At 48.1% G+C, this 20,430-nt stretch carries 18 protein-coding genes; 8 read left to right on the top strand and 10 right to left on the bottom strand.

The window, feature by feature from the left end:
• Positions 1–15 precede the first annotated feature (15 nt).
• Positions 16–1,395 carry a right-handed parallel beta-helix repeat-containing protein gene (locus P364_RS0115725; RefSeq protein ID WP_024631057.1) on the bottom strand — a complete coding sequence of 460 codons (1,380 nt, stop codon included), beginning with the start codon at positions 1,393–1,395 and terminating at the stop codon, positions 16–18.
• A gap of 656 nt (positions 1,396–2,051) precedes the next feature.
• Positions 2,052–3,647: a catalase gene (locus P364_RS0115720; RefSeq protein ID WP_024631056.1), complete on the bottom strand. Its 1,596-nt coding sequence runs from the start codon at positions 3,645–3,647 to the stop codon at positions 2,052–2,054.
• A gap of 191 nt (positions 3,648–3,838) precedes the next feature.
• Here P364_RS0115720 and P364_RS0115715 point away from each other — a divergent pair, with 191 nt between their 5' ends.
• Positions 3,839–5,803: an ATP-dependent DNA helicase gene (locus tag P364_RS0115715; protein ID WP_024631055.1), complete on the top strand. Its 1,965-nt coding sequence runs from the start codon at positions 3,839–3,841 to the stop codon at positions 5,801–5,803.
• A 135-nt stretch (positions 5,804–5,938) separates the two neighbouring features.
• On the opposite strand, the gene cysK is transcribed toward P364_RS0115715, so the two are convergent.
• From cysK to P364_RS0115695, 4 genes are all read right to left on the bottom strand, one after another.
• The gene (gene cysK / locus P364_RS0115710; RefSeq protein ID WP_024631054.1) at positions 5,939–6,898 is read right to left on the bottom strand and encodes a cysteine synthase A; all 960 of its coding nucleotides are present in this window, start codon (positions 6,896–6,898) and stop codon (positions 5,939–5,941) included.
• Positions 6,899–7,199: 301 nt separating this feature from the next.
• Positions 7,200–7,583, bottom strand: a complete 384-nt coding sequence (locus P364_RS0115705) for a hypothetical protein (RefSeq protein WP_024631053.1) — start codon at positions 7,581–7,583, stop codon at positions 7,200–7,202.
• A 395-nt stretch (positions 7,584–7,978) separates the two neighbouring features.
• A complete protein-coding gene (locus tag P364_RS0115700) occupies positions 7,979–8,212 on the bottom strand; it encodes a hypothetical protein (protein ID WP_024631052.1) in 234 nt (77 codons plus the stop codon).
• Positions 8,209–9,246: a nucleotide-binding protein gene (locus P364_RS0115695; RefSeq protein ID WP_024631051.1), complete on the bottom strand. Its 1,038-nt coding sequence runs from the start codon at positions 9,244–9,246 to the stop codon at positions 8,209–8,211. Before P364_RS0115695 ends, P364_RS0115700 begins: the two co-directional genes overlap by 4 nt.
• Positions 9,247–10,095: 849 nt before the next feature.
• Between P364_RS0115695 and P364_RS0115685 the strand changes: the two genes are divergently transcribed.
• Positions 10,096–10,818 (top strand): YitT family protein, encoded by a 723-nt coding sequence (locus P364_RS0115685; protein ID WP_024631049.1) that lies wholly within the window; start codon positions 10,096–10,098, stop codon positions 10,816–10,818.
• A 190-nt stretch (positions 10,819–11,008) separates the two neighbouring features.
• Here the strand turns inward: P364_RS0115685 and P364_RS0115680 are convergent, their stop codons facing one another.
• On the bottom strand, positions 11,009–11,482 hold the full coding sequence (locus P364_RS0115680) for a DUF2188 domain-containing protein (RefSeq protein ID WP_024631048.1): 474 nt from the start codon (positions 11,480–11,482) through the stop codon (positions 11,009–11,011).
• Positions 11,483–11,706: 224 nt separating this feature from the next.
• Here P364_RS0115680 and P364_RS0115675 point away from each other — a divergent pair, with 224 nt between their 5' ends.
• A complete protein-coding gene (locus P364_RS0115675) occupies positions 11,707–12,507 on the top strand; it encodes a lipid II flippase Amj family protein (RefSeq protein ID WP_024631047.1) in 801 nt (266 codons plus the stop codon).
• A 187-nt stretch (positions 12,508–12,694) separates the two neighbouring features.
• Here P364_RS0115675 and msrA read toward each other — a convergent pair whose 3' ends face one another.
• Positions 12,695–13,657, bottom strand: coding sequence for a peptide-methionine (S)-S-oxide reductase MsrA (gene msrA, locus P364_RS0115670; RefSeq protein ID WP_024631046.1), 963 nt, complete (start codon positions 13,655–13,657; stop codon positions 12,695–12,697).
• 128 nt (positions 13,658–13,785) lie between these two features.
• Positions 13,786–14,397 carry a TVP38/TMEM64 family protein gene (locus P364_RS0115665; RefSeq protein ID WP_024631045.1) on the bottom strand — a complete coding sequence of 204 codons (612 nt, stop codon included), beginning with the start codon at positions 14,395–14,397 and terminating at the stop codon, positions 13,786–13,788.
• A gap of 200 nt (positions 14,398–14,597) precedes the next feature.
• Between P364_RS0115665 and P364_RS0115660 the strand changes: the two genes are divergently transcribed.
• Together P364_RS0115660 and P364_RS0115655 are read left to right on the top strand one after the other, a co-directional pair.
• Positions 14,598–15,536 (top strand): Gfo/Idh/MocA family protein, encoded by a 939-nt coding sequence (locus tag P364_RS0115660; RefSeq protein WP_024631044.1) that lies wholly within the window; start codon positions 14,598–14,600, stop codon positions 15,534–15,536.
• An 84-nt stretch (positions 15,537–15,620) separates the two neighbouring features.
• Positions 15,621–15,935, top strand: coding sequence for a hypothetical protein (locus P364_RS0115655; RefSeq protein WP_024631043.1), 315 nt, complete (start codon positions 15,621–15,623; stop codon positions 15,933–15,935).
• Positions 15,936–15,975: 40 nt separating this feature from the next.
• On the opposite strand, the gene P364_RS0115650 is transcribed toward P364_RS0115655, so the two are convergent.
• Entirely contained in the window at positions 15,976–16,794 is an 819-nt protein-coding gene (locus P364_RS0115650; RefSeq protein ID WP_024631042.1) for an AraC family transcriptional regulator, read from the bottom strand.
• A 188-nt stretch (positions 16,795–16,982) separates the two neighbouring features.
• Here P364_RS0115650 and P364_RS0115645 point away from each other — a divergent pair, with 188 nt between their 5' ends.
• From P364_RS0115645 to P364_RS0115635, 3 genes are all read left to right on the top strand, one after another.
• Entirely contained in the window at positions 16,983–18,095 is a 1,113-nt protein-coding gene (locus P364_RS0115645) for a Gfo/Idh/MocA family protein (protein WP_024631041.1), read from the top strand.
• 91 nt (positions 18,096–18,186) lie between these two features.
• A complete protein-coding gene (locus P364_RS0115640) occupies positions 18,187–19,269 on the top strand; it encodes a Gfo/Idh/MocA family protein (protein ID WP_024631040.1) in 1,083 nt (360 codons plus the stop codon).
• Between the two features lie 180 nt (positions 19,270–19,449).
• Positions 19,450–20,418 (top strand): sugar phosphate isomerase/epimerase family protein, encoded by a 969-nt coding sequence (locus P364_RS0115635; RefSeq protein WP_024631039.1) that lies wholly within the window; start codon positions 19,450–19,452, stop codon positions 20,416–20,418.
• Positions 20,419–20,430 lie beyond the last annotated feature (12 nt).

Below are 20,430 nucleotides of genomic sequence, written 5' to 3'. Positions count from 1 at the left end.
CGTACTATCTACCACCTACCGCGCCCCAATATTTTTACCCGCTGGCGTACCTGACCCAACCAAATCACTGCCACCCGCAAGCTTCAAGAAATTACCCAAGACAGGCGTTCCGTCCGCGCTACGCGTTACCGAAGGCACGAGGGAGACAAAGTCGGCTGCGCTGGCGAGCAGGCCTTTGGCGTTCTCGCTTTTTTTGTTCTTCCACCAGACGTTAGTGCTGCTGACGTCGGTTCCGCTTGTTTTGTCACTGGCGCCGCCTTGGAAGGACAGGTTGTTGGTGAAGATGTGGGTCCCTACATCAAAGGCAAAGTTGCTTTGCCCGTTGTTCCAGGAGGTGTTATTTTTCATCTGGATCGAACCAGGATTGCTGTTGTAGGTAAAACCGTGCTTTTTGTTATTAAACGCAATGCTGTTCTCGACAATATGATTTACCGCAATCTTCTCACCGCCGAGCTTAAATCCGTTGCCATCACTGTTGGAGGTAGAAGTGCCGTCTGATGTTGCACCGTTCGCGTAGGCGATGCTGTTGCGGATCGTAACCGCGCCAATGGCGCCTGTGTCCGTTTTGCTATACAGATCCCAGCCATCGTCCACGTTATAGGCCGCAATACAACCGTCGAAGACATTACCTGGGCCAACGGTCAGTTTGGCTGCAAAACCGTCTGCATCCTCGCCGTCATCCGGGTCATAGTTGTTGTGGGAGTAGGAACGAATCACTTCATTATATGCAGGCCATTCACTCTTGGCGGCTGTGGAAGCATAACGACCCATTTGAATACCCGTATCCCGGTTGTGATGAGCTTCGATCTGCTCCAGGCGGTTGTAACTGCCTCCGATGAAGATTCCGTTGTCGCCTGCACCCTTCACCTCAAGCCCTTTGACGAACCAGTAGTCTCCGAACATTTGCAGCCCGCGGTTGGTGGAAGCGAAGGCTTGAGCGGAGAAATCAAAGACCGGTTTTTCCGATCCATACGCCACCAGATTTTTACGTTGTGAGGAGGTGCCGCTGTTACCACGTTCAATGGTAATGGTCTGTGAGAAGCTGTAGGTGCCGCCGCGCAGATAGATCGTTTTACCCGGAGCGATTTGGGTCAATGCGTTAGCCAGAGATGTTGGACTATTTATGGTTCCCGGATTGCTGGCTGAGCCGTTAGGGGAGACATAGAGATCACCCGCAGCAAGTGTCACACTTGAGGTAGCGGCTGCTTCTGATGGATTATTTTGCAAGCTACTCTCGATCAGTTCCGCCGCACTAACCGACCCGCCACCAATCAATAATAGAGGGAACGCGGCACTCAGACAGATCTGGGCCATTTTTGATTTGAGGGAACGTTCCTTCAGAGAATGGGCAGATCGTGCAGACACATGAGTAGATGTGGATGGGAATAATTTCATTAGTAGACCTCCTTGGTTAATGTAAAATGGAATTCGTGAGCTGTTGCGGTATGCCGGACAGATGCATCCAATGAAGTAGCTCATTGCGATTGGATGATTACTCTCTGTACAGCATAGTTTTATGGTAAATGTTGTAAACGCTATCTTCAATAATCATTTGATCAGATGGGTCTAGATACAGGCAGGTTAGTCGTAGTCGCTCTCAGTGCCTGGAGTTTCACAGGTTAAGTGTAATCCTGACATTGGCTGGTAGCCCTGATTTAACGATGAATCATCTGAAATGAACCTAGAGATGCACGCTTTTACAACCCTCAAGGCACGAGACTCACCCTCAATCCACCCAAATGAACTTCGCATTTTCAAAAAAAGAGCAGCACGCATCCAATAGGGGGCATAAACATAATCCGTGCTCTCTATCGAAATGATGGGGCAATCAACACATAACAAAAAGCCCCATAGCGGCTGCCAGAGGCAGCAAGACTATTGGGGCGATGTTCGAAGTGACATTAACTGATCATTGTAAGCACTGTCCTTCATGGCAAGACTCATCGAATCAAGCGATGTGCTATATTAAACCAACGCTGGGACTTATCGATCCGAACAATCTCATGCATTATAAGCGAGGCATAGACCAGAGTTTCACAATGCTTTCCATTTTAATAACCATCCGTCTCACGACTGCGTTTCTCTGCTTGCTCCACGCTTGGTTCATGTTTCGGTTGGACTGTCGCACTATCATCGGTTGGTACAGAGGCCAGCCCTTCAGAGACGCGCAAACCATAATCCGCATCCGCTTGGGTGAAGTAAGAGATCATGCGCTCCCGGATATCCGGTTTGCATTGTGCCAATGCGCCAACCATATTGCTGATCAGTTCATCCCGCTCCCAATCCTCGAATGCCCGGTACGTATCTCCAGCTTGTCCAAAATCATTCGTACGCTCAATCTTATCACGGACGAGTCGCCCTTCAATAAGCGGTTCATGTTCCGGGCCGCGCGGTGTAGCTTCTTTTAACCCACCAAGGGAGGAAGGCTCGTAGTTCACATGTGGATTCTGACCCGGTGCACGATCCACCTGATATTGCATCTGCCCGCCGCTCTGATTGGTCGCAACACGGTTCTTCGGCGCATTCACAGGCAGCTGCAGATAGTTCGCACCGACCCGGTGACGTTGGGTGTCCGAATAGGAGAAAGTGCGCCCTTGCAGCAGCTTGTCATCCGAGAAATCCAGTCCGTCCACCAGGACACCTGTGCCAAAAGCCGCTTGTTCCACTTCATTAAAGTAGTCCTCGGGATTACGGTTTAAGGTCATTTTTCCAACAGGCAAAAACGGAAACTGCTCTGGGGGCCACAGCTTGGTTGGGTCCAGCGGATCGAAGTCCAGTTCAGGATGCTCGCCGTCCTCCATAACCTGAACACACAACTCCCATTCGGGATAGTCTCCGCGTTCGATTGCTTGATACAGGTCCAGGGTGGCATGGTTGAAGTTCTGTCCCTGAATATCGCTGGCGTCCTTCTGAAGAAGGTTCCGTATCCCTTGATTGAGCGGTTCCCAGTGATATTTAATGAGCACGCCTGTGCCTTCCTGATTCACCCACTTGTATGTATTGACGCCCGACCCCTGCATTTGCCGATAGTTGGCCGGAATTCCCCAAGGGGAGAAGAGAAACGTAATCATATGGGTAGCTTCAGGGCTGAGGGAGACAAAATCGAAAAACCGTTCCATATCCTGTGCATTGGTCAGCGGATCGGGCTTGAAGGCATGTACCATATCCGGGAATTTAAGCGGGTCACGAATGAAGAAGATTTTCAGATTGTTACCAACGAGATCCCAGTTTCCATCTTCGGTATAGAATTTCACAGCAAATCCGCGCGGGTCGCGAAGCGTCTCCGGTGAGTGTCCGCCGTGAATAACCGTGGAGAACCGAACGAAGACGGGCGTTTCTTTACCTTTTTCCTGAAACAGACGTGCACGTGTATACTTCGATACCGGTTCATCCCCGGCCGTCCCATAAGCCTGAAATACGCCATGAGCACCAGCGCCGCGGGCATGCACTACCCGTTCCGGAATACGTTCACGGTCAAAATGGGTGATCTTTTCGAGAAAGTGATAGTTCTCCAGCGTAGTCGGTCCCCGGCTGCCGACGGTTCGAACATTCTGATTGTCCGTAATGGGGTGACCCTGACGATCCGTTAATGTCTCAGATGCTGATTCGGGGGAATGCTTTGATTGAGAGTCATCGTGTTTCAAGATGGAACACCGCCTTTCCTTATGATGGATTCAAATATATATTTTCCCTGCGAGCCCGTTCTATACATCCATCCCATTAAAAAAAGCTTGTCACCCACCCCATCGCGTGGGATAATTAACTTTTGCCCAGTGGCCTTTTTTGAACGGAAAAATAAAATCGGACCGCTTGTATAAGAATGGAGGCTGACCTAGGATTGTCTACACAACGTTATCCTTTTGCATATGATCCGGCAGAGCCCTTTGTATCCCGTTTAGGGGAATGGGTTGCCGATGTTTTTTACGATATTTTACCTGAGTCCGGCTTCGAGGTACGGGATGAACAGATTTTTATGGCGTACCAGCTTGAACGGGCCTATGGAGATAAAAAGACCATTATGGCTGAGGCCGGTGTAGGAACAGGCAAGACGTTAGTCTATCTGCTCTACGCGGTCTGTTATGCACGTTATACAGGTAAACCGGCGGTCATCGCCTGTGCCGATGAGTCCTTGATTGAACAGTTGGTGAAGCCGGGCGGAGATATTGCGAAGCTGGCTGCACATCTGGATTTGGAAGTGGACGCGCGTCTCGGTAAATCACCTGATCAATATGTTTGTCTAAACAAATTAAGTGCGATGAGATTTGCAGATGAAGATGCGCCTGTCATTGAAGAAGTGCATGAGAGCCTTCCGGATTTTGTGAATACGCCGGGTACGCTTCAGGCATTCCATCCGTATGGTGACCGCAAACAATATCCGCATCTGAATGATCGCCAGTGGAACAAAATCAACTGGGACCCGTTCCAGGATTGTTTTGTTTGTCCCAAAAGACAACGCTGCGGCCTGACGCTATCGCGTGACCATTATCGTCGTTCCAAAGACATCATCATCTGTTCCCATGATTATTACATGGAGCATGTGTGGACCTATGATGCGCGCAAACGTGAGGGACAATTACCACTCCTGCCTGATCACAGCTCAGTTGTATTTGATGAAGGACATTTGCTGGAAGAAGCAGCCCTGAACGCACTGAGCTACAAACTGAAACACCGCATCTTCGAGGAACTCGTAACCCGTCTATTGGAAGGCGAGATTCGTGAATCCCTCGCGGAGCGTGTGGATGAAGCGATTGAGAGCAGTGAGCGACTGTTTGCATTGCTGGATACGTATACGGTGGCAATTCCGGGATCGGAACGGAAAGAAGTTCGGGTAGAGCCACCGTTGCTGCGTGAGATTGAACGTCTGACGAGTGTGCTGGATGCGATCGGTGAAGAATTGGTATTTGAGAGCGGTTTGTTCTCGCTGGATGGTTATCAGATGCGTGTCGTGGAAGAACATCTGGACATGATTCAGTCTGCACTTGCATTGTTCCGTAAGGAAGACGGCTATATCTGCTGGGCGGAAGAGAGTGAAGATGAGACGACCTTATCGATCATGCCGCGTACGGTGAAGGAAATGCTGAACGAGCGTGTGTTCAACACAGGTATTCCAATTGTGTTCTCCTCTGCCACGTTATCTGTGGATAGTTCATTCCGTTATGTAGCGGACAGCCTGGGCATTGATGACTTTGTATCGTTCTCGGTGGCTTCCCCGTATGATTATGCGGACAAAATGAAGATGAAGATTACCGATGAAGCTTTACCCGGTCACCCGGAGAACGAAAATCGCTTGCGTGACGCGGTGTCGTTACTTCAGGAGAGCGGGGGACGTGCGCTGATTCTGTTCCGTACGATGGAAGAACTGCGCGCGTTCAAGCAGGACATCGTTCATGTACCTGAAGCAGAAGGTTTGCGCTTTATGTATGAGGGCGACAGGGAGATCAGTGATCTGATCGCCGCGTTCCAGCAGGATGAGGAGAGTGTGCTGTGCTCCGTTAATCTGTGGGAAGGGCTGGATGTTCCAGGTCCGTCATTGTCCAATGTCATGATCTGGTCGCTTCCGTATCCACCACAGGACCCTGTCTTCAATGCAAAACGCAGTGCGTCGGCAGCACCATACGAAGAGATCGATCTTCCGTACATGCTGCTGCGCGTGAAGCAAGGTCTGGGACGTTTGATTCGGACGAGCAGTGATTCGGGGACAGCCGCGATTCTCGACGAATCGTTGTACAGCAAAAAAGAAGCCAAAGACCGCATTGCGGCCCTGCTTCCCGAAGGTGTAGAATGGACAACCCTGACACACTAGTTCACATTCCTATTTAGATTTTTTAACTGGCTCCTTTCCAGAGTAAGTACTTGTATGCTGCGGATTTAACGTCCGGCTGTGAACAAGCGCTCATTTTGGAGGGGAGCCTTTGACTTGTGTAAGAATTCTTCTTTGTTAAAAAATACCCATGCTCAAATACCGTTCCCCGGTATCAGGCGCAATACAGAGCACCCGGTGTCCCGGCCCCAGTTCCCGGGCGATGCGCAGGGAGGCCCACACCGAAGCGCCAGAGGAAGGGCCGAGCAGCAGCCCTTCCCGGGCAGCAAGCTGCCGCATCGTATCCAGTGCGTCCTCATCGGACACTTGGATAATGGCATCCCACACGTCGGTATTCAGAATGTCCGGAATGAACCCCGGACTTGTACCGACGAGCTTGTGAGGTCCGGGCTCGCCACCGGACAGCACAGGTGAACCTTTTGGCTCCACCGCATAGATGCGAATGTCCGGCAGCTGCTTGCGCAGTTCTTCTCCCGTTCCGGTAATGGTGCCGCCTGTCCCCGCTGTGGCAATGAAGGCGTCCAGCTTGCCTTCCATCTGCTGCATAATTTCGGGAGCCGTGGTAATCCGGTGAATATCCGGGTTCGCCTGATTCTCGAATTGCTGGGGAATGAAGCTTCCCGGAATGTCGGCCTGAAGCTCTTTGGCCTTGCGAATCGCACCAGGCATCCGCTCTGCCGCAGGGGTGAGCACCACATCTGCGCCGTAGGCTTTCAGAATATTGATGCGTTCCTTGGACATGTTGTCCGGCATGATTAGAATGGCTTTATATCCTTTGGCAGCCGCGTTCATCGCAAGACCGATCCCGGTATTGCCGCTGGTCGGCTCGATGATGGTTGCGCCGGGAAGCAAGTGTCCCGCAAGTTCAGCCTGAACGATCAGGTTATAGGCGGCACGGTCTTTGACGCTGCCACTTGGGTTGAAGTATTCCAGTTTCACGTATACGTCAGCGGAGTCACTGCCTGTGAGTCTGTTCAGTTTAACGGCAGGTGTCTGGCCGATCAGTTCGGTTACATCTGCGGCAATGCCTGTATGTGCGGGTGTTTGATTTTTAATTAAATGCGAATTCAAGTCCATGAAGTACAACTCCTTGATTGATAAGACGTTGAGAGCTAATCCGGTTGAAATCAAGTCCACTGAACAAGTCTGTCCCGCCATATTGGCTGGCAGGCTTGTTTTTGTAATAGGAATCGAATTCAGACCCTGCCTTATTGGAATGGTTGGATATATCTCTATACTATCTTAATAAACAGAGTCTCCCCGGGTCAACTTGTTTCATGTAAGGAGAAGAGATCCGATTTTGAGCGGGCATATGACGAGAAAGTCCAGCGGATCATTCAGCCAGAATCATGTCTGGTACAGTAGGTTCCGAGTTGCATCAAGTCTTCGTCAAGTCCATATCCAGATGTCGACTAAGCTCTTTTTTGACTTCATTCCGCGCAAACGTCCACAGCATATAGAACCGCTGCAAATATCCTCTGCACAGATACTGGGTTTCAATCCCATCGACTTGCCGTTTCTCCTCCAGAACCTTGACGCCACGAGTTCTCATCTGTTTGCGAAGCGTCAGCATTTCCTTAAGTACTTGATTCTGAATACGGGTCAGGGACAGGATGTAGACTTCTGGCATTTTGAGCTGTAACGTATCCAGCGTGCGAATATCCCGTTCAAGCACATCCAGCAGCAGAGTGCGTACAACCATGCTTTTAATCAAACGGTGGTCTTCATCCGCAGGGGATGGTGCGGAAGAGGAGGATGACATACTTTCACTTCCTTAACCATGGATTCGGACATGTTCTTGTTTACAGAACGTATGTTCTTATATTATAATCAATATATGCAATGATGATACACAATACAACCGAGAAATATTGGAAGTAGTCCAAATCCGATTTATGCTGAGGTTGGAGGCATTCAAATAGGGACATGCCTTCTCCAAAATAAGGTATAATTTTTGGGTTTTGCAGGAAACCTAAGGGCATAAAGAAAACAACTTAATGCATCAGAGGAAGAGATGAAGAGCTCTTAGTCCGTTGGTACTAGCGAAGGTTATGAAGGGATTGCCAAAGCATTGCAACAAAAGAGCCCCTGCCTTGGGCGGCGGGGCCAGATAATCTGCCGATCCAGGCGGCAGAGTTGTATATGAGCATAAAGCGGTTAAGCCAGATACTGAGGCTTCTCGTAAAGAGCCTCTTTTTCCAGAATCACTTTGTAAGGTCTTTCCTTACCCTTCAGGGAAGGGCCAATCGTAGTCAGCGGTACGGCCGGTTTGTGGAAACGATCTTTTTCCTTGGGTTCCGGAACCGGTCGTGATGCTTCGGGCGCAGAACTGAGGCGTACCTTTTTCTCGCTGCCCCAGCGCTTGCTTATTTTTTTCGTTTCCGGTTTCATTCCGGTTCGCCTCCTAACAAATCGTTGATGGCGTTGAACAGATGACGATTCTCCAAGTCCATCTGCTGAAATATCGCCTCATCCGCTTCAATATGTCCAATAATGTGGACTGTGATTACATACTTCTTGGCTACAGGATAGCATAGCAGATACTCTTTCTCAAGGTAGTCATCGTAGAGATTGATCTTGATTTTGTTCTCCAGGTAAGAATCAATAACCAGAATACGCTTCGGATCATCGGGCTGCTTGTCGTCATTGGCGGACAAGTTATATTTTCTCCCCGGTTCCCCAACATTACCACATAATTGCTCAATATGACCACTGTCATCTGTACGGTATATGGCAGTCCCACGCACGGCAAATGGAGGAAGGGATACAAATGCACTTCGAAGTGCATCGCTCATTCGCTCCAGCATAACCGAATCTGCTTTGCGGGTACGCAGTAACTCCCTGAAGAATCGCAGCAGCTTGAGCAGCTGTAACCGTGCCTCCCCCTCAGACCGTTTATGCTTCTCGATGATTTTATCCACTTCGGGATCGCTCCAGCGTCCCTGTTCTTCGATACTGTCCGCGATTTTGGAGCAGGCCACCGAAACGGCTGGCGCCCATTTCCCGTCTGATCGAATTTCATAAACGAGTGGATTTAACCCCAACAGGTCCGTAGGCATGCGTAAACCTTCAATTTTGGAAGTGTCTTTGATGTCCGTAATATCCTCAGGAAGAATGAAAAAAATGCGCTTTCGTCCCAGACGACCCATAAACAAACCCATTTCCAGCATTGTATTATCACGGACAGAGGCATAGTACTTCCCGCGAATTTTCGAAATATCATCCGGATGAAAAATAAAAATGGCAAAGTCAGTCGTCCGCACTTCTGTTTCCAGATCGTCCATAGTATAACTGCTTGGATTAAAAACTCCGGAGTACCAAGGGGTAACTTCGGCCGAGAAACGCAAGTTTTCGTGTACTGCGGCTGCAATCGGCTTCGCTTCCAGCGAGCAGCCAATAAAGACTCTTGGCTTTAACGTTTTCATCAATCCGCCTCGCTTAAACGGTAGTGGGAATCAATTGTTATATTATACCATAAAAAGCAGAGTAAGTCTGGAAACGTTTAACTGGACCAAAGATAAGCCGATTACATCTGCTATAGTGTATGTGCAAGAGGGAAATGATTCCTTTAAAATCCGCGGAAAAATAAAAAATGGACCCAAATTGTCACAGTTGGGTGAATGGACAGTTATATTTGGAAGCTTCAATCATAGAATGAAGGAGCAGGTTGCACTATTAGGTAGAGAAGCTTGTCCTGGTGTGGCTGTTTGGCGACTTATGCAGGACTAAGTATGCTTTTTGCTCATATTTGAAGGGCCGACTGTTTCGACCCAATCACATCGGTGTTATATAATAGAAGAATAAGCAAGTTAGCTTAGACTTTTAAACTAAACCTTTACACGGTAACGGAGAGTGTAGACCCGTCTGAAGAAACGAAGTGTTCGCCTTTATCACAGGATTTTTCCCTTACAAAAAGGGAATCAAAAAAATCCGGGGATAACAGCGATCGGAAGAGGGTGCTACAATCGAAGTGATTAGTGTAAAGTATACGTTTAATTGGCACAGCTAACCACCAACAGACAGAAAGGATCAGGATACCATGAGTTCCCGAAGGATAATCTCCCCAAGGACGATCTGGAAACGTTACGATCTCTCTTACACTTAGCGCCCCTTGTAGAGTACACCACCGTAAAGAAAAAAAACGGCTGACTCTGCGAAAGAGGGGATTGGAATGAATACTATTCGAAGGACAAATACGATGATTTCTTCCAGGCTTGCCTTTTGCAGGGTACGGTCGGTGCAAACCAACCTTTACAAACTGCGAGGGAACCTGAATGAAGAGAAAATCGTTAACCTTACAACAAGTTAAGACAGAGGCGGGAAAGTTCGCCATTATGCTGCTCGGAACATTTATTTTGGCATTTGCCTACTATCACATTAATTTTCAGAATCATTTATCGGAGGGCGGATTTGTCGGTCTGGCCCTGCTTGGAAAATACGCGACAGGCTTGTCACCTGCCATCGGCATGCTGCTGCTGGATATTCCAGTCATGATTCTGGCCTGGTTCCTCAAGGGCTGGAAGTTCATGATTCAGGCGCTGCTGGGTGTGGCTGCATTCTCATTGTTCTATGACGGGTTTGAGCGGTACTCCACCTTGGTCATTCCGTTTCACGGTAATCTGTGGATTCCGGCAGTCCTGTCCGGTGTGATCACCGGCGTGGGAGCTGGCATGGTGCTTCGATTCGGAGGAGCGACAGGCGGAGATGACATTCTGGCGGTGCTCATTAGCCGTTGGAAGGGCTGGAAGCTGGGAACGGTTTTCTTTGTCAGCGATGCGTTTGTACTCGGATTGTCGCTTTTCTTTCTACCGGTAAAAGAAACTTTATATACCATTCTGGCCGTATGGATTGCCAGTAAAGTGATCACGTACATGGTCAGTTTCCCGGCTCGTCGTACAGTTACGACTTCTGCTGTGAAGCTGCCCGTGTCAACTGCAGCCAAAGTAGTCAGCGGTGCTTCACAACGAGCTCCGGTGGCTAGAGGGGTTTCGCATTAAACGAAGCAACCGCCTTATTCGTAATGAATGTTGTTCGAGTAAGGTGGGCTTGCGTCATACCGAAAGCAAAGCCCTTTTGCATGCTTGATGGGAATCATTCCATTAGCGGCGAAAGGGCTTTTTGCTTGCTCCAGTATACGAATAGACGTAGTACGTTCACGATATATTCTTTTTTTAAAATCAGCTCCACTTAAGGCTTGGTGGAAGAAGCAATTTGACCATCTTCATTATGGATAATAGCCCGAATGTTCTGTTTTTCACTCTTTTCTTTCGCAGCATCCACAGCTTCGGCTTTCGTTCGGAACGTAGCCAGAGATTTGGATTGACCTTCTTCCTTAATGGCCCAGCCGGAGTCGGTAGGCACCACATGAATGTTATCATGGCTTTTGGAAGAAGAGACAGGCTCGGAATGACGGCGTGAAGATGAAGATTTACCATGGTCCGACTTGCTGTCTGATGAAGACTGTTTCGTTTCATGCTTGGAGCCCTCTGACTTGGGATGATTCTCATCCCATTCTTCTGCTTTTGCAGTAGCGATTGCAATGGAGCGTCCTTCCTCATAACCGTCATCCAGTAATGCATTGGCAATTTCGATGGCTTTATGTCTGACACGAGGCTCCAGATTTTTCATGGAAACGGGATAATCCTGTTTGTTCCACGGCATATTGATTCCCTCCTGTACAATATAAGTTATTTGTATATTACCCTGTACCGGGATGAATAAACGAATGTCTTGCAGAACCTCAAAGCTTTTGCTTAGATTGTGTACATTCTTCCGTTCAACTTCTCTGCGCTTTTCTATACTTTTATGTGGATGAGGAGTATAATACTTCCATACTTAAAAGTACAATAGAATCACATTAAGGAAAATGATAAGGAGATTTACATATGTTTAGTTTGAGCCTGGCCATCCCTATGTTGTTTACGATGCTTATTCATGCGGCTGATAGTCTGTCCTATGCGCTGCGCCTTGGGGGTTTGCGTACTCGCAGAATTGCGCTGGCCTTGTCCCTATCCGGGATTTTGCTGCTGGTGTCGCGTACCTCCAATATGGCCCAAGGGCCGATGGTAGGCAATTTGGTGGACACTGCGACAAGCGGAGGAAATCCACACTTTGCAGCGCAACTGCACTGGCTAATGGGTGCAGCCACGATAGGAACAGCCATAGCGATATTATGTTTTCCAACCATGGTCAAACTCGCTTCCCGGATGGTCGTTCATTTCGAAGCGGCAGGGTCGATTCCTTCCATGGTTCGAGGTATGTTAAAGCGCAGCAAGATCAAAAATGCAACGTATTATATTACCCCGCCATCTTGGAAGATGGCAAAGCGGTTAGTACAACATGGCATGCCCAGACGTCTAATGACGTTGAACATAGCGGTGACAGCAATTTATACGACCGGAGTCCTGTCCAGTCTTTACGCTGCGTATCTTTATCCGGGGCAGGCTGTAGCAGCTTCACAATCCACCGGACTCATTAATGGAATAGCGACCATTCTGTTAACCATCCTGATTGATCCTCGTATATCGTTGCTCAGCGACAAATCACTGCGCGGTGAGATTCGGCTGGATCGAATGAATCAGATCTATGGCTGTATGCTCGTATCCCGTTTATTTGGTACATTGCTGGCTCAGTTGTTATTGATTCCATTTGCCTACTGGATCGGTTGGATTGTAAGTATGATGTGATAGCCGCAGTGAAGAGGTAGGTAAGAAGTTGAAGATGTAACTCTGATTCGGATCTATACAAAAAGGCACACCAAAAAGGGGATTTCCCAGATGTCATAAACATGACGGGAATCCCCTTTTTGGTGTATTGCTCAGCGGTCGATTCGTTACCGCTTCATGAAATTCCGTTACTTCATTGAACCGTTACTTATTTAAACAGTACGGCGTACTCGGCGTATCCTTCTTTTTCTAGATCCTCTTTGGGTACAAAACGAAGAGCTGCGGAATTGATGCAATAACGCATTCCACCCGCTTCGGCAGGGCCGTCGTTGAACAGATGACCCAGATGGGAATCTCCTTCACGACTTCTCACCTCGGTACGAATCATGAAGTGGCTGAGATCCGTTTTTTCCTTCACATTGTAGTCCCGCAGTGGACGAGTGAAGCTTGGCCAGCCGCAGCCGGAATCGTATTTATCAGTGGAACTGAACAGTGGCTCACCGGATACGATGTCCACGTAAATTCCGTCACCGTGGTGATCCCAGAATTCGTTGTGGAATGCTGGTTCGGTTGCGTTGTTCTGGGTAACTTCGTATTGCAGCGGCGTCAGACGCTCTTTCAGGCCGTCTTTATCCACTTTGCCGGACCAATTGCGTTCGATAAAGTCTTCACGTCCAGAACCTTTGCGGTACCGTTTATAGTGCGCAGGGTTTTTGTGATGGTAACCTTGGTGATGCTCCTCTGCTTCATAGAACGTTTTCGCTGGCAAAATCGGTGTGAAGATGGGTTTGTCGAAACGTCCGCTTTGTGCCAAAGCTTCTTTGGAAGCTTCTGCAATCTGGCGCTGCTCTTCACTGTGATAGAAGATGGCCGTCTGATAAGATGAGCCACGGTCATGGAATTGCCCACCGGTATCCGTTGGGTCAATCTGTTGCCAGAACAATTCAACGAGCTTCTCATAGGGGAAGATAGCCGGATCAAACGTAATTTGAACAGCCTCTACGTGACCTGTCGTTTCCGAGCAGACCTCCTCATATGTGGGGTTCTCCGTATGTCCTCCTGTATAACCCGATACAATCTTGTGAATGCCGGGCAGTTCCTCGAAGGGGGATACCATACACCAGAAGCACCCGCCTGCAAAAGTTGCTTTTTCACTTGAATGTTGTTCCATGCTATAGTCACTCCATTTCTGATGAAGAATGATATTTTGGCTTACTCTTCTATTATATCCTGAATTGGCAAGCCAACCAAGCAGGATCGTAAAGAGGATGAATCAGAACTGTTTCTGACGGGTCCGATTTAGACTTTTTTACGAGAGCGCAGGCGAAACAAGAGCAACATGATCGTCATGAACACCAGATAACCACCAAGGATCAAAAGACTCAGCCAGATCGATGATTCTGCTTGCGCACCCACGTAGGCAAAAACAAAAATCGCAGGCAGTTTGCCAATCGCCGTCGCGACCATGAAGACCCAGAATGGGGTGTAGGTAATGCCCGCATAGATATTAACCGCCATTTGGGGCACGATGGGCAGCAGCCGCATAGACATGATACCCATGAAGGGATGAGCTTCCATCCATGTTGTAAATCGATTCAAACCTCGAATGCGTTCCAGGTAGGACCTGGCTTGATTTCTGAATATCGTTCTAGCTCCAGTGTATACGAGGAGTGCAGCAAGTGTGGTTCCAAGCCAGCATATCCAGGCTGCTGTTGCGGTACCGTAACTATAGCCAAAGGCAATAATGACGATTTTGTACGGAATTACGGGTACAAGAGCAAACAACGTCGCCATGGCGAGTAAAAGTGGAATGGACTGATGCAGATCGGTCCAGGCCAGCAGTTCATATCTGTAAATAAACGTGACTCCAGCAAGTAAAACATATAAGAGGAGCCATAACCATTTTCGCAAAATCCCAAACGCTCCTTTCAGACCAGGAAAGTCCATCTTCATCCCGATCCGTATCGCTTTCTCTCTAAAGTTTACCACGTTCGACCAACGGATGAACAATTCATGCAGGCTCTGGCCTCAATCACTGGCATGTTGCTGCCTGAAGGGTTACACTATAGGACGTAGAATTATAGAACTCATCTGAAGGTGGAATGATCATAATGGAAACAACCAAGCGAACCCGTGCCGCGATCATCGGACTCGGGGATATTGCACGTAAAGTATATTTACCGCTGTTGACTGCCCACTCGAACGTGGAAATCACGGGGATTATGAACCGTTCTCCCGAGCCGGTGAAGGAAATTCAGCATACCTATAGATTGAACAATGGCACAACGGATATGAAAGAATTGTTGTCCTGGGATCTGGATGCGGTGTTTGTACATACAGCGACAGAAGCTCATTTTGACATTGTCATGCAATGTCTGGAGCGGGGGCTGGCTGTATACGTGGACAAACCTCTGTCCTATACGTTGCGGGAGTCGGAAGAAATGACCGCTTTTGCCGAAGCGCAAGGCCTGTTGCTGGCCGTAGGATTTAACCGGAGATTTGCACCATTGTATCAAAACGCTAAAGATTGGATGCAGGCTGGACAAGGCTTCGAATCTCTGACAGTCACGAAGCATCGGACGGGTATTCAGGATCGTCCGGCTGCGGAAACCATTTATGATGATCTGATCCATATCCTTGACCTGATGTTATGGTATTCGGATCACAATGTGCAGCTGCTCCATCAGTGGATACGCAAAAATGAACTGGACCGATTACTGCATGCGGCAGGATCAGCCAAGCTGGGTAGAACGGCTTATGGCAGATTTGATATGGTACGGCAAGCTGGAGCTGATTTGGAGAAGCTTGAATTGTACGGCGGGGGTCGCTCGGTAGAAGTGCTCAACATGGACATGGCGAAGTATGAGGAACGCGGTGCACAGGAACGCAAGGAAACCTTTGGCAGCTGGGAAAGTATTTTGACCCGAAGAGGCTTCACGGGAGCCATTGATCAATTTTTGGCAAACCTGGAGACCCCGGATGACTGTGCAATCAGTGCGAGTCACGTCATGGACAGCCATGACTTGGCTGAACAGCTGATCCGCGGTTGATCTTGAAGCAGGGTAGTGCGGAAGTGTGAATGTAGACTTCCGCACCAATGATTCATTAAACGATATTGGAGGAACAATAACACCATGGATGAATATGAAAAAGAACGCAACAAACAGATTGAGGAAGCGGTAATTGAGACGTATAAACAGGAAGAGGAAATGATGATTCTGGTATTTGCCCAGTGGTGTGTCAATCAAGGACTGGATCCGGAAGAGATGTACCGGCAAGCCTACCCGGAACAGCTGAGCAACGAGCGTTTGCAGCAGGTGCTGAAGCTGGTTGTATCCAAGGAGGAAGCCGGTGACATTCCGGACGATACCGTATTGGGCGTACTGTCCATGTTTGGCAACGAAGATTTGGCGATGGTTGTATCTGAGGCGATTGCCGCGCGCAAATAAGTTTCGGTTACGAATAATACGTATTAATGAAGTGAAGCGATTACATCTGTTCCCGGTGAATGACTCGGAATTCTTTGGGCGACATGCCAAAACGGGAGCGAAACACCCGATGGAAATACGTATAATTGTTAAAGCCGGAAGATTCGGCTACATGTTCAAGCGTCATAGGACTGAAAATAATCCGTTCTCTGGCCATATTCAGCCGTACATCAAGCGTATACTGCATAATGCTTTTACCAAACGCTTCTTTGAAAAGATGAACACCCCGTGAAACACTGATTCCAATATGGGTAGCAATATCTTCAAGCTTGAATAGAGAAGAAGCGTTCTCTTCAATGTAACTTTTAATCTCATACGCCACATAGTTGGTATTGGTATTCGTCGGATGCTCCGAGAGCAAACGATCTACTTCAAGACATAAAATGCGCATATAATAACTGGAGATTTCAGGGTAAGGATTGGAAATACGGCGCTGCTCCAGTACGAGCTGGCGAAACAGGGTGAGCAGGCTTTCAGTCAGCTGCACCTTGATCCGGTTCGGCCTCTTGTGATGTTTCCACCACTCATCCACCCAGTCCCCATTGAAGAAAATGTGGTAATCACCACTTTCCACAAGTCGTTCACCCATCGGATTTTTCTCTTTGTCTACTCTTAGTTCATACGGTTCATCAGGATTATAAAGAAGCAGATCACCCGCATCAACAAGCGACATGACGCCGTCTATACGGGCTCGGCAGCGTCCATCCGTCTGGAGCCTCATCAGGTAATTCTTTACTCCCTCAGGGTGCAAGCCTATATAAGGTTTGCGATGAAACGAGAAGCCTGCTGTAAGAACCTGGCAGGAATAATCAGTCGGCATTGGCATACTCCTTGCAATTTGAAAATTATGACCAGATAGTTCATGTTTCGATCATATTATTCATTTTAATTGAAGCCGAAACGGAATACCATAGTATTAAATTCAAGTGCAACAATCTAGCGCAAAACCTTCAATTACAAATATGCAAATTCCAGGTTCTCACCACTCATAAGGAGATGAACACCACTGTGGAGAAAATGAAAGCAGGCATTATTGGTTGCGGTAACATTAGCGCCATTTATCTGGAAAATTTAAAAGATAATCCTCTCATTGAAGTGGTGGCTGTTGCGGATTTGATCCGTGACCGGGCACAAGAACGCGCTGATGAATACAAAATCGCAAACGTTTACAATGTAGATGAGATGCTGCAAGATAACGAAATTGAGCTTGTGCTAAACCTGACGGTTCCTGGAAGTCATGCCATGACGGATCTGGCTGTGCTTGAAGCAGGCAAACATGTGTATGCCGAGAAACCACTGGCAATCTCTCTAGAGGATGGTCGCAAGGTAATTGAACTGGCTGAGGAAAAAGGCTTGTATGTCGGTTCAGCACCGGATACGTTCCTTGGATCGGGCATTCAGACTGCCCGCAAGGCCATTGAAGAAGGGCTAATCGGGAAGCCGATTGCAGCAACTTCATTCTTCATGGGTGGAGGGCCAGAAGCTTGGCATCCTAATCCGGAGTTCTTTTATGTGGCTGGTGGCGGGCCCATGTTCGATATGGGACCTTACTATTTGACTGCTCTGATTACTCTCCTTGGGCCGATTCGCAGAATCAGTTCCTCAGCGGGTGTACAGATCACAGATCGTGTTATTGGTTCCGGACCCAAGGAAGGTACACTTCTTCAGGTACAGACGCCAACACATCTGGCAGGAACGATTGATTTTGAGGAAGGTGCCATTGCAACAATGATCACCAGCTTCGATATCCGGGGTGCTTCGGATTTGCCGCGAATTGAAATCTACGGTACTGAAGGCACTATGAGTATACCGGACCCCAACTTTTTTAATGGGGAAGTGAAGCTACGCAGATTCGGTCAGGACACATGGGAGACTGTGACGCCTGCTTTTGAAAGCAGACAGAACGAGCGCGGGATCGGCGTTACAGAAATGGTTGAATCCATTCGAGCCGGACGCGAACACAAGGCCAGTGGTAAGCTTGCCTACCATGTGCTTGAAGCTATGCATGCGTTCCAGCGCTCCTCGCTTGAGGGCAAACACATCCAGCTGGAGAGCACTTATGAAGCAGCAGCGGGAAACAATACAGATGAAAATCAGTCAGAAGCTGTACAATCACACTAATTGATTTCGAATGAGGTGCACCGGTATATGTTGAAGGTTGGATTACAGCTATACTGGATTAGAAAATATGCCGCTAATGGAGGACTTGTTCATGTCTAAAGTACTTAATATCGCCATCGTTGGTTGTGGTGGAATCGCCAAAGGTAAACATATGCCCAGCTTGTCCAAACAATCTCAGGGCCGTATGGTCGCTTTCTGTGACATTGTGAAGGAACGTGCGGAGGAGGCAGCAGCAGAATTCGGTGCTGAGGGAGCCAAAGTATACACCGATTATAACGAGATGCTGAAGGATGAGAGCATTGATGTGGTACACGTGTGTACACCAAACGACTCCCATTCCGTCATCACGGTCGCTTCTCTTGAGGCAGGCAAACATGTTATGTGTGAAAAGCCAATGGCGAAGACTTCTGCACAAGCGCAGGCTATGCTGGAAGCCGCACAACGTACAGGCAAAAAGCTGTCCATTGCATATCAGAACCGTTTCCGCAATGACAGCCAGTATCTGAAACAAATGTGCGAAGAAGGCGAGCTGGGTGATATCTATTTCGGTAAGGCGATTGCACTTCGCCGCCGTGCTGTACCAACCTGGGGTGTATTTCTTGACGAAGAGAAACAGGGTGGCGGACCGTTGATTGATATCGGTACGCATGCACTGGATTTGACACTTTGGTTAATGGATAATTACAAGCCGAAGAGTGTTATGGGCTCCACTTTCCACAAGCTGGGTCAGCGTGAAAATGCGGCGAATGCTTTTGGACCGTGGGACCCGGAACAATTCAAGGTGGAAGATTCTGCATTCGGGTTTGTGACCATGGAGAATGGTGCCACGATCATTATCGAATCCAGCTGGGCATTGAATGTAGCTGAGTTCGGTGAAGCCAAATCACTGCTCTGCGGCACAGAAGGTGGCGCGGATATGAAGGACGGTCTGCGGATCAATGGCGAGAAGCGCAGTCGTCTGTATGAAACCAAGGTGGATCTGGACGCAGGTGGAGTTGCTTTTTATTCCGGCAGTGCAGAAAATGAAGCCGATCGTGAAGCGAGAATGTGGCTTGAAGCGATTATCGAAGACAAGGATCCAGTTGTGAAACCAGAGCAAGCCATCGTGGTTACTCAAATTCTTGAAGCAATCTACGAGTCTGCTCAGACAGGCAAAGCGGTTTATTTCAACTAAACCTGCAGGGTGTCATTTCCAAAGAAATAACCAGTATTCTTACGTTTAATTTCAGGATAGAATAGCTCTTGATTTTCCACAATAATGATACAATTATGTGATCTGGACGGTATATTTATGCAGTTCATAGTTCATAAAACCAGCAATTAATATGATATCTAATCTAGGGAGGAATCGCACTTGAAACTCGGCGTATTTTTGGTATTATTCGGAGGACGTAAATTGGAGGATGCACTCGACTATGTAGCATCCAAAGGCTTGAAAGCAGTAGAAATTGGAACAGGTGGACATCCAGGAAATGCGCATTGCAAACCGGATGAGCTTCTGAGCAACCCGACAGCATTGAAAAACTTCAAAAATGCAGTAGAATCCCGTGGTCTGACCATCAGCGCATTGAGCTGTCACGGTAACCCGCTTCATCCACAAAAGGATATTGCAAAGGGATTTCACGATGATTTTGTTAAAACGGTAGAACTGGCTGAGAAGCTGGAAGTGCCTGTCGTAAATACATTCTCCGGTTGTCCGGGAGACCATGAGGATGCCAAATATCCGAACTGGCCTGTTGCACCATGGCCGAACGACTTCCAAGAAGTTCTCAAATGGCAATGGGACAACAAAGTTATCCCTTACTGGACAGAGTGGGGTAAGTTCGCTGCGGATCACAATGTAAAAGTGGGACTGGAACTGCACGGTGGATTCTCGGTGCATACACCAGCTACCTTGCTGAGACTGCGTGAAGCAGCAGGTGAAGTGATTGGCGCGAACCTGGACCCAAGCCACATGTGGTGGCAAGGGATTGATCCGGTACAAGCGATCCACATTCTGGGACGTGAAGGTGCGATTCATCACTTCCATGCGAAAGATACAACGATTGATCCAATTAACGTAAACAAATATGGTGTAACGGATATGCAGGATTACACCAACATGCTTGATCGTGCTTGGCAATTCCGCTCGGTCGGTTATGGTCATGATAACAAGACTTGGGCTGATATTATTAGTGCTCTGCGTCTGGTCGGATATGATTATGTTGTAAGTATTGAACACGAAGATGGTCTGATGTCGGTAGAAGAAGGATTCTCTAAAGCAGTGCAAAATCTCCAACAAGTATTGATTGAAGAACCGCTGGGAGATATGTGGTGGGTTTAGAGTTACACTAGG

The sequence above is a fragment of the Paenibacillus sp. MAEPY2 genome (assembly GCF_000499205.1).
GTDB lineage: Bacteria > Bacillota > Bacilli > Paenibacillales > Paenibacillaceae > Paenibacillus > Paenibacillus vandeheii.
The sequence above is the reverse complement of the archived record's forward strand: the minus strand, read 5'-3'. Positions and strand labels throughout refer to the sequence as shown.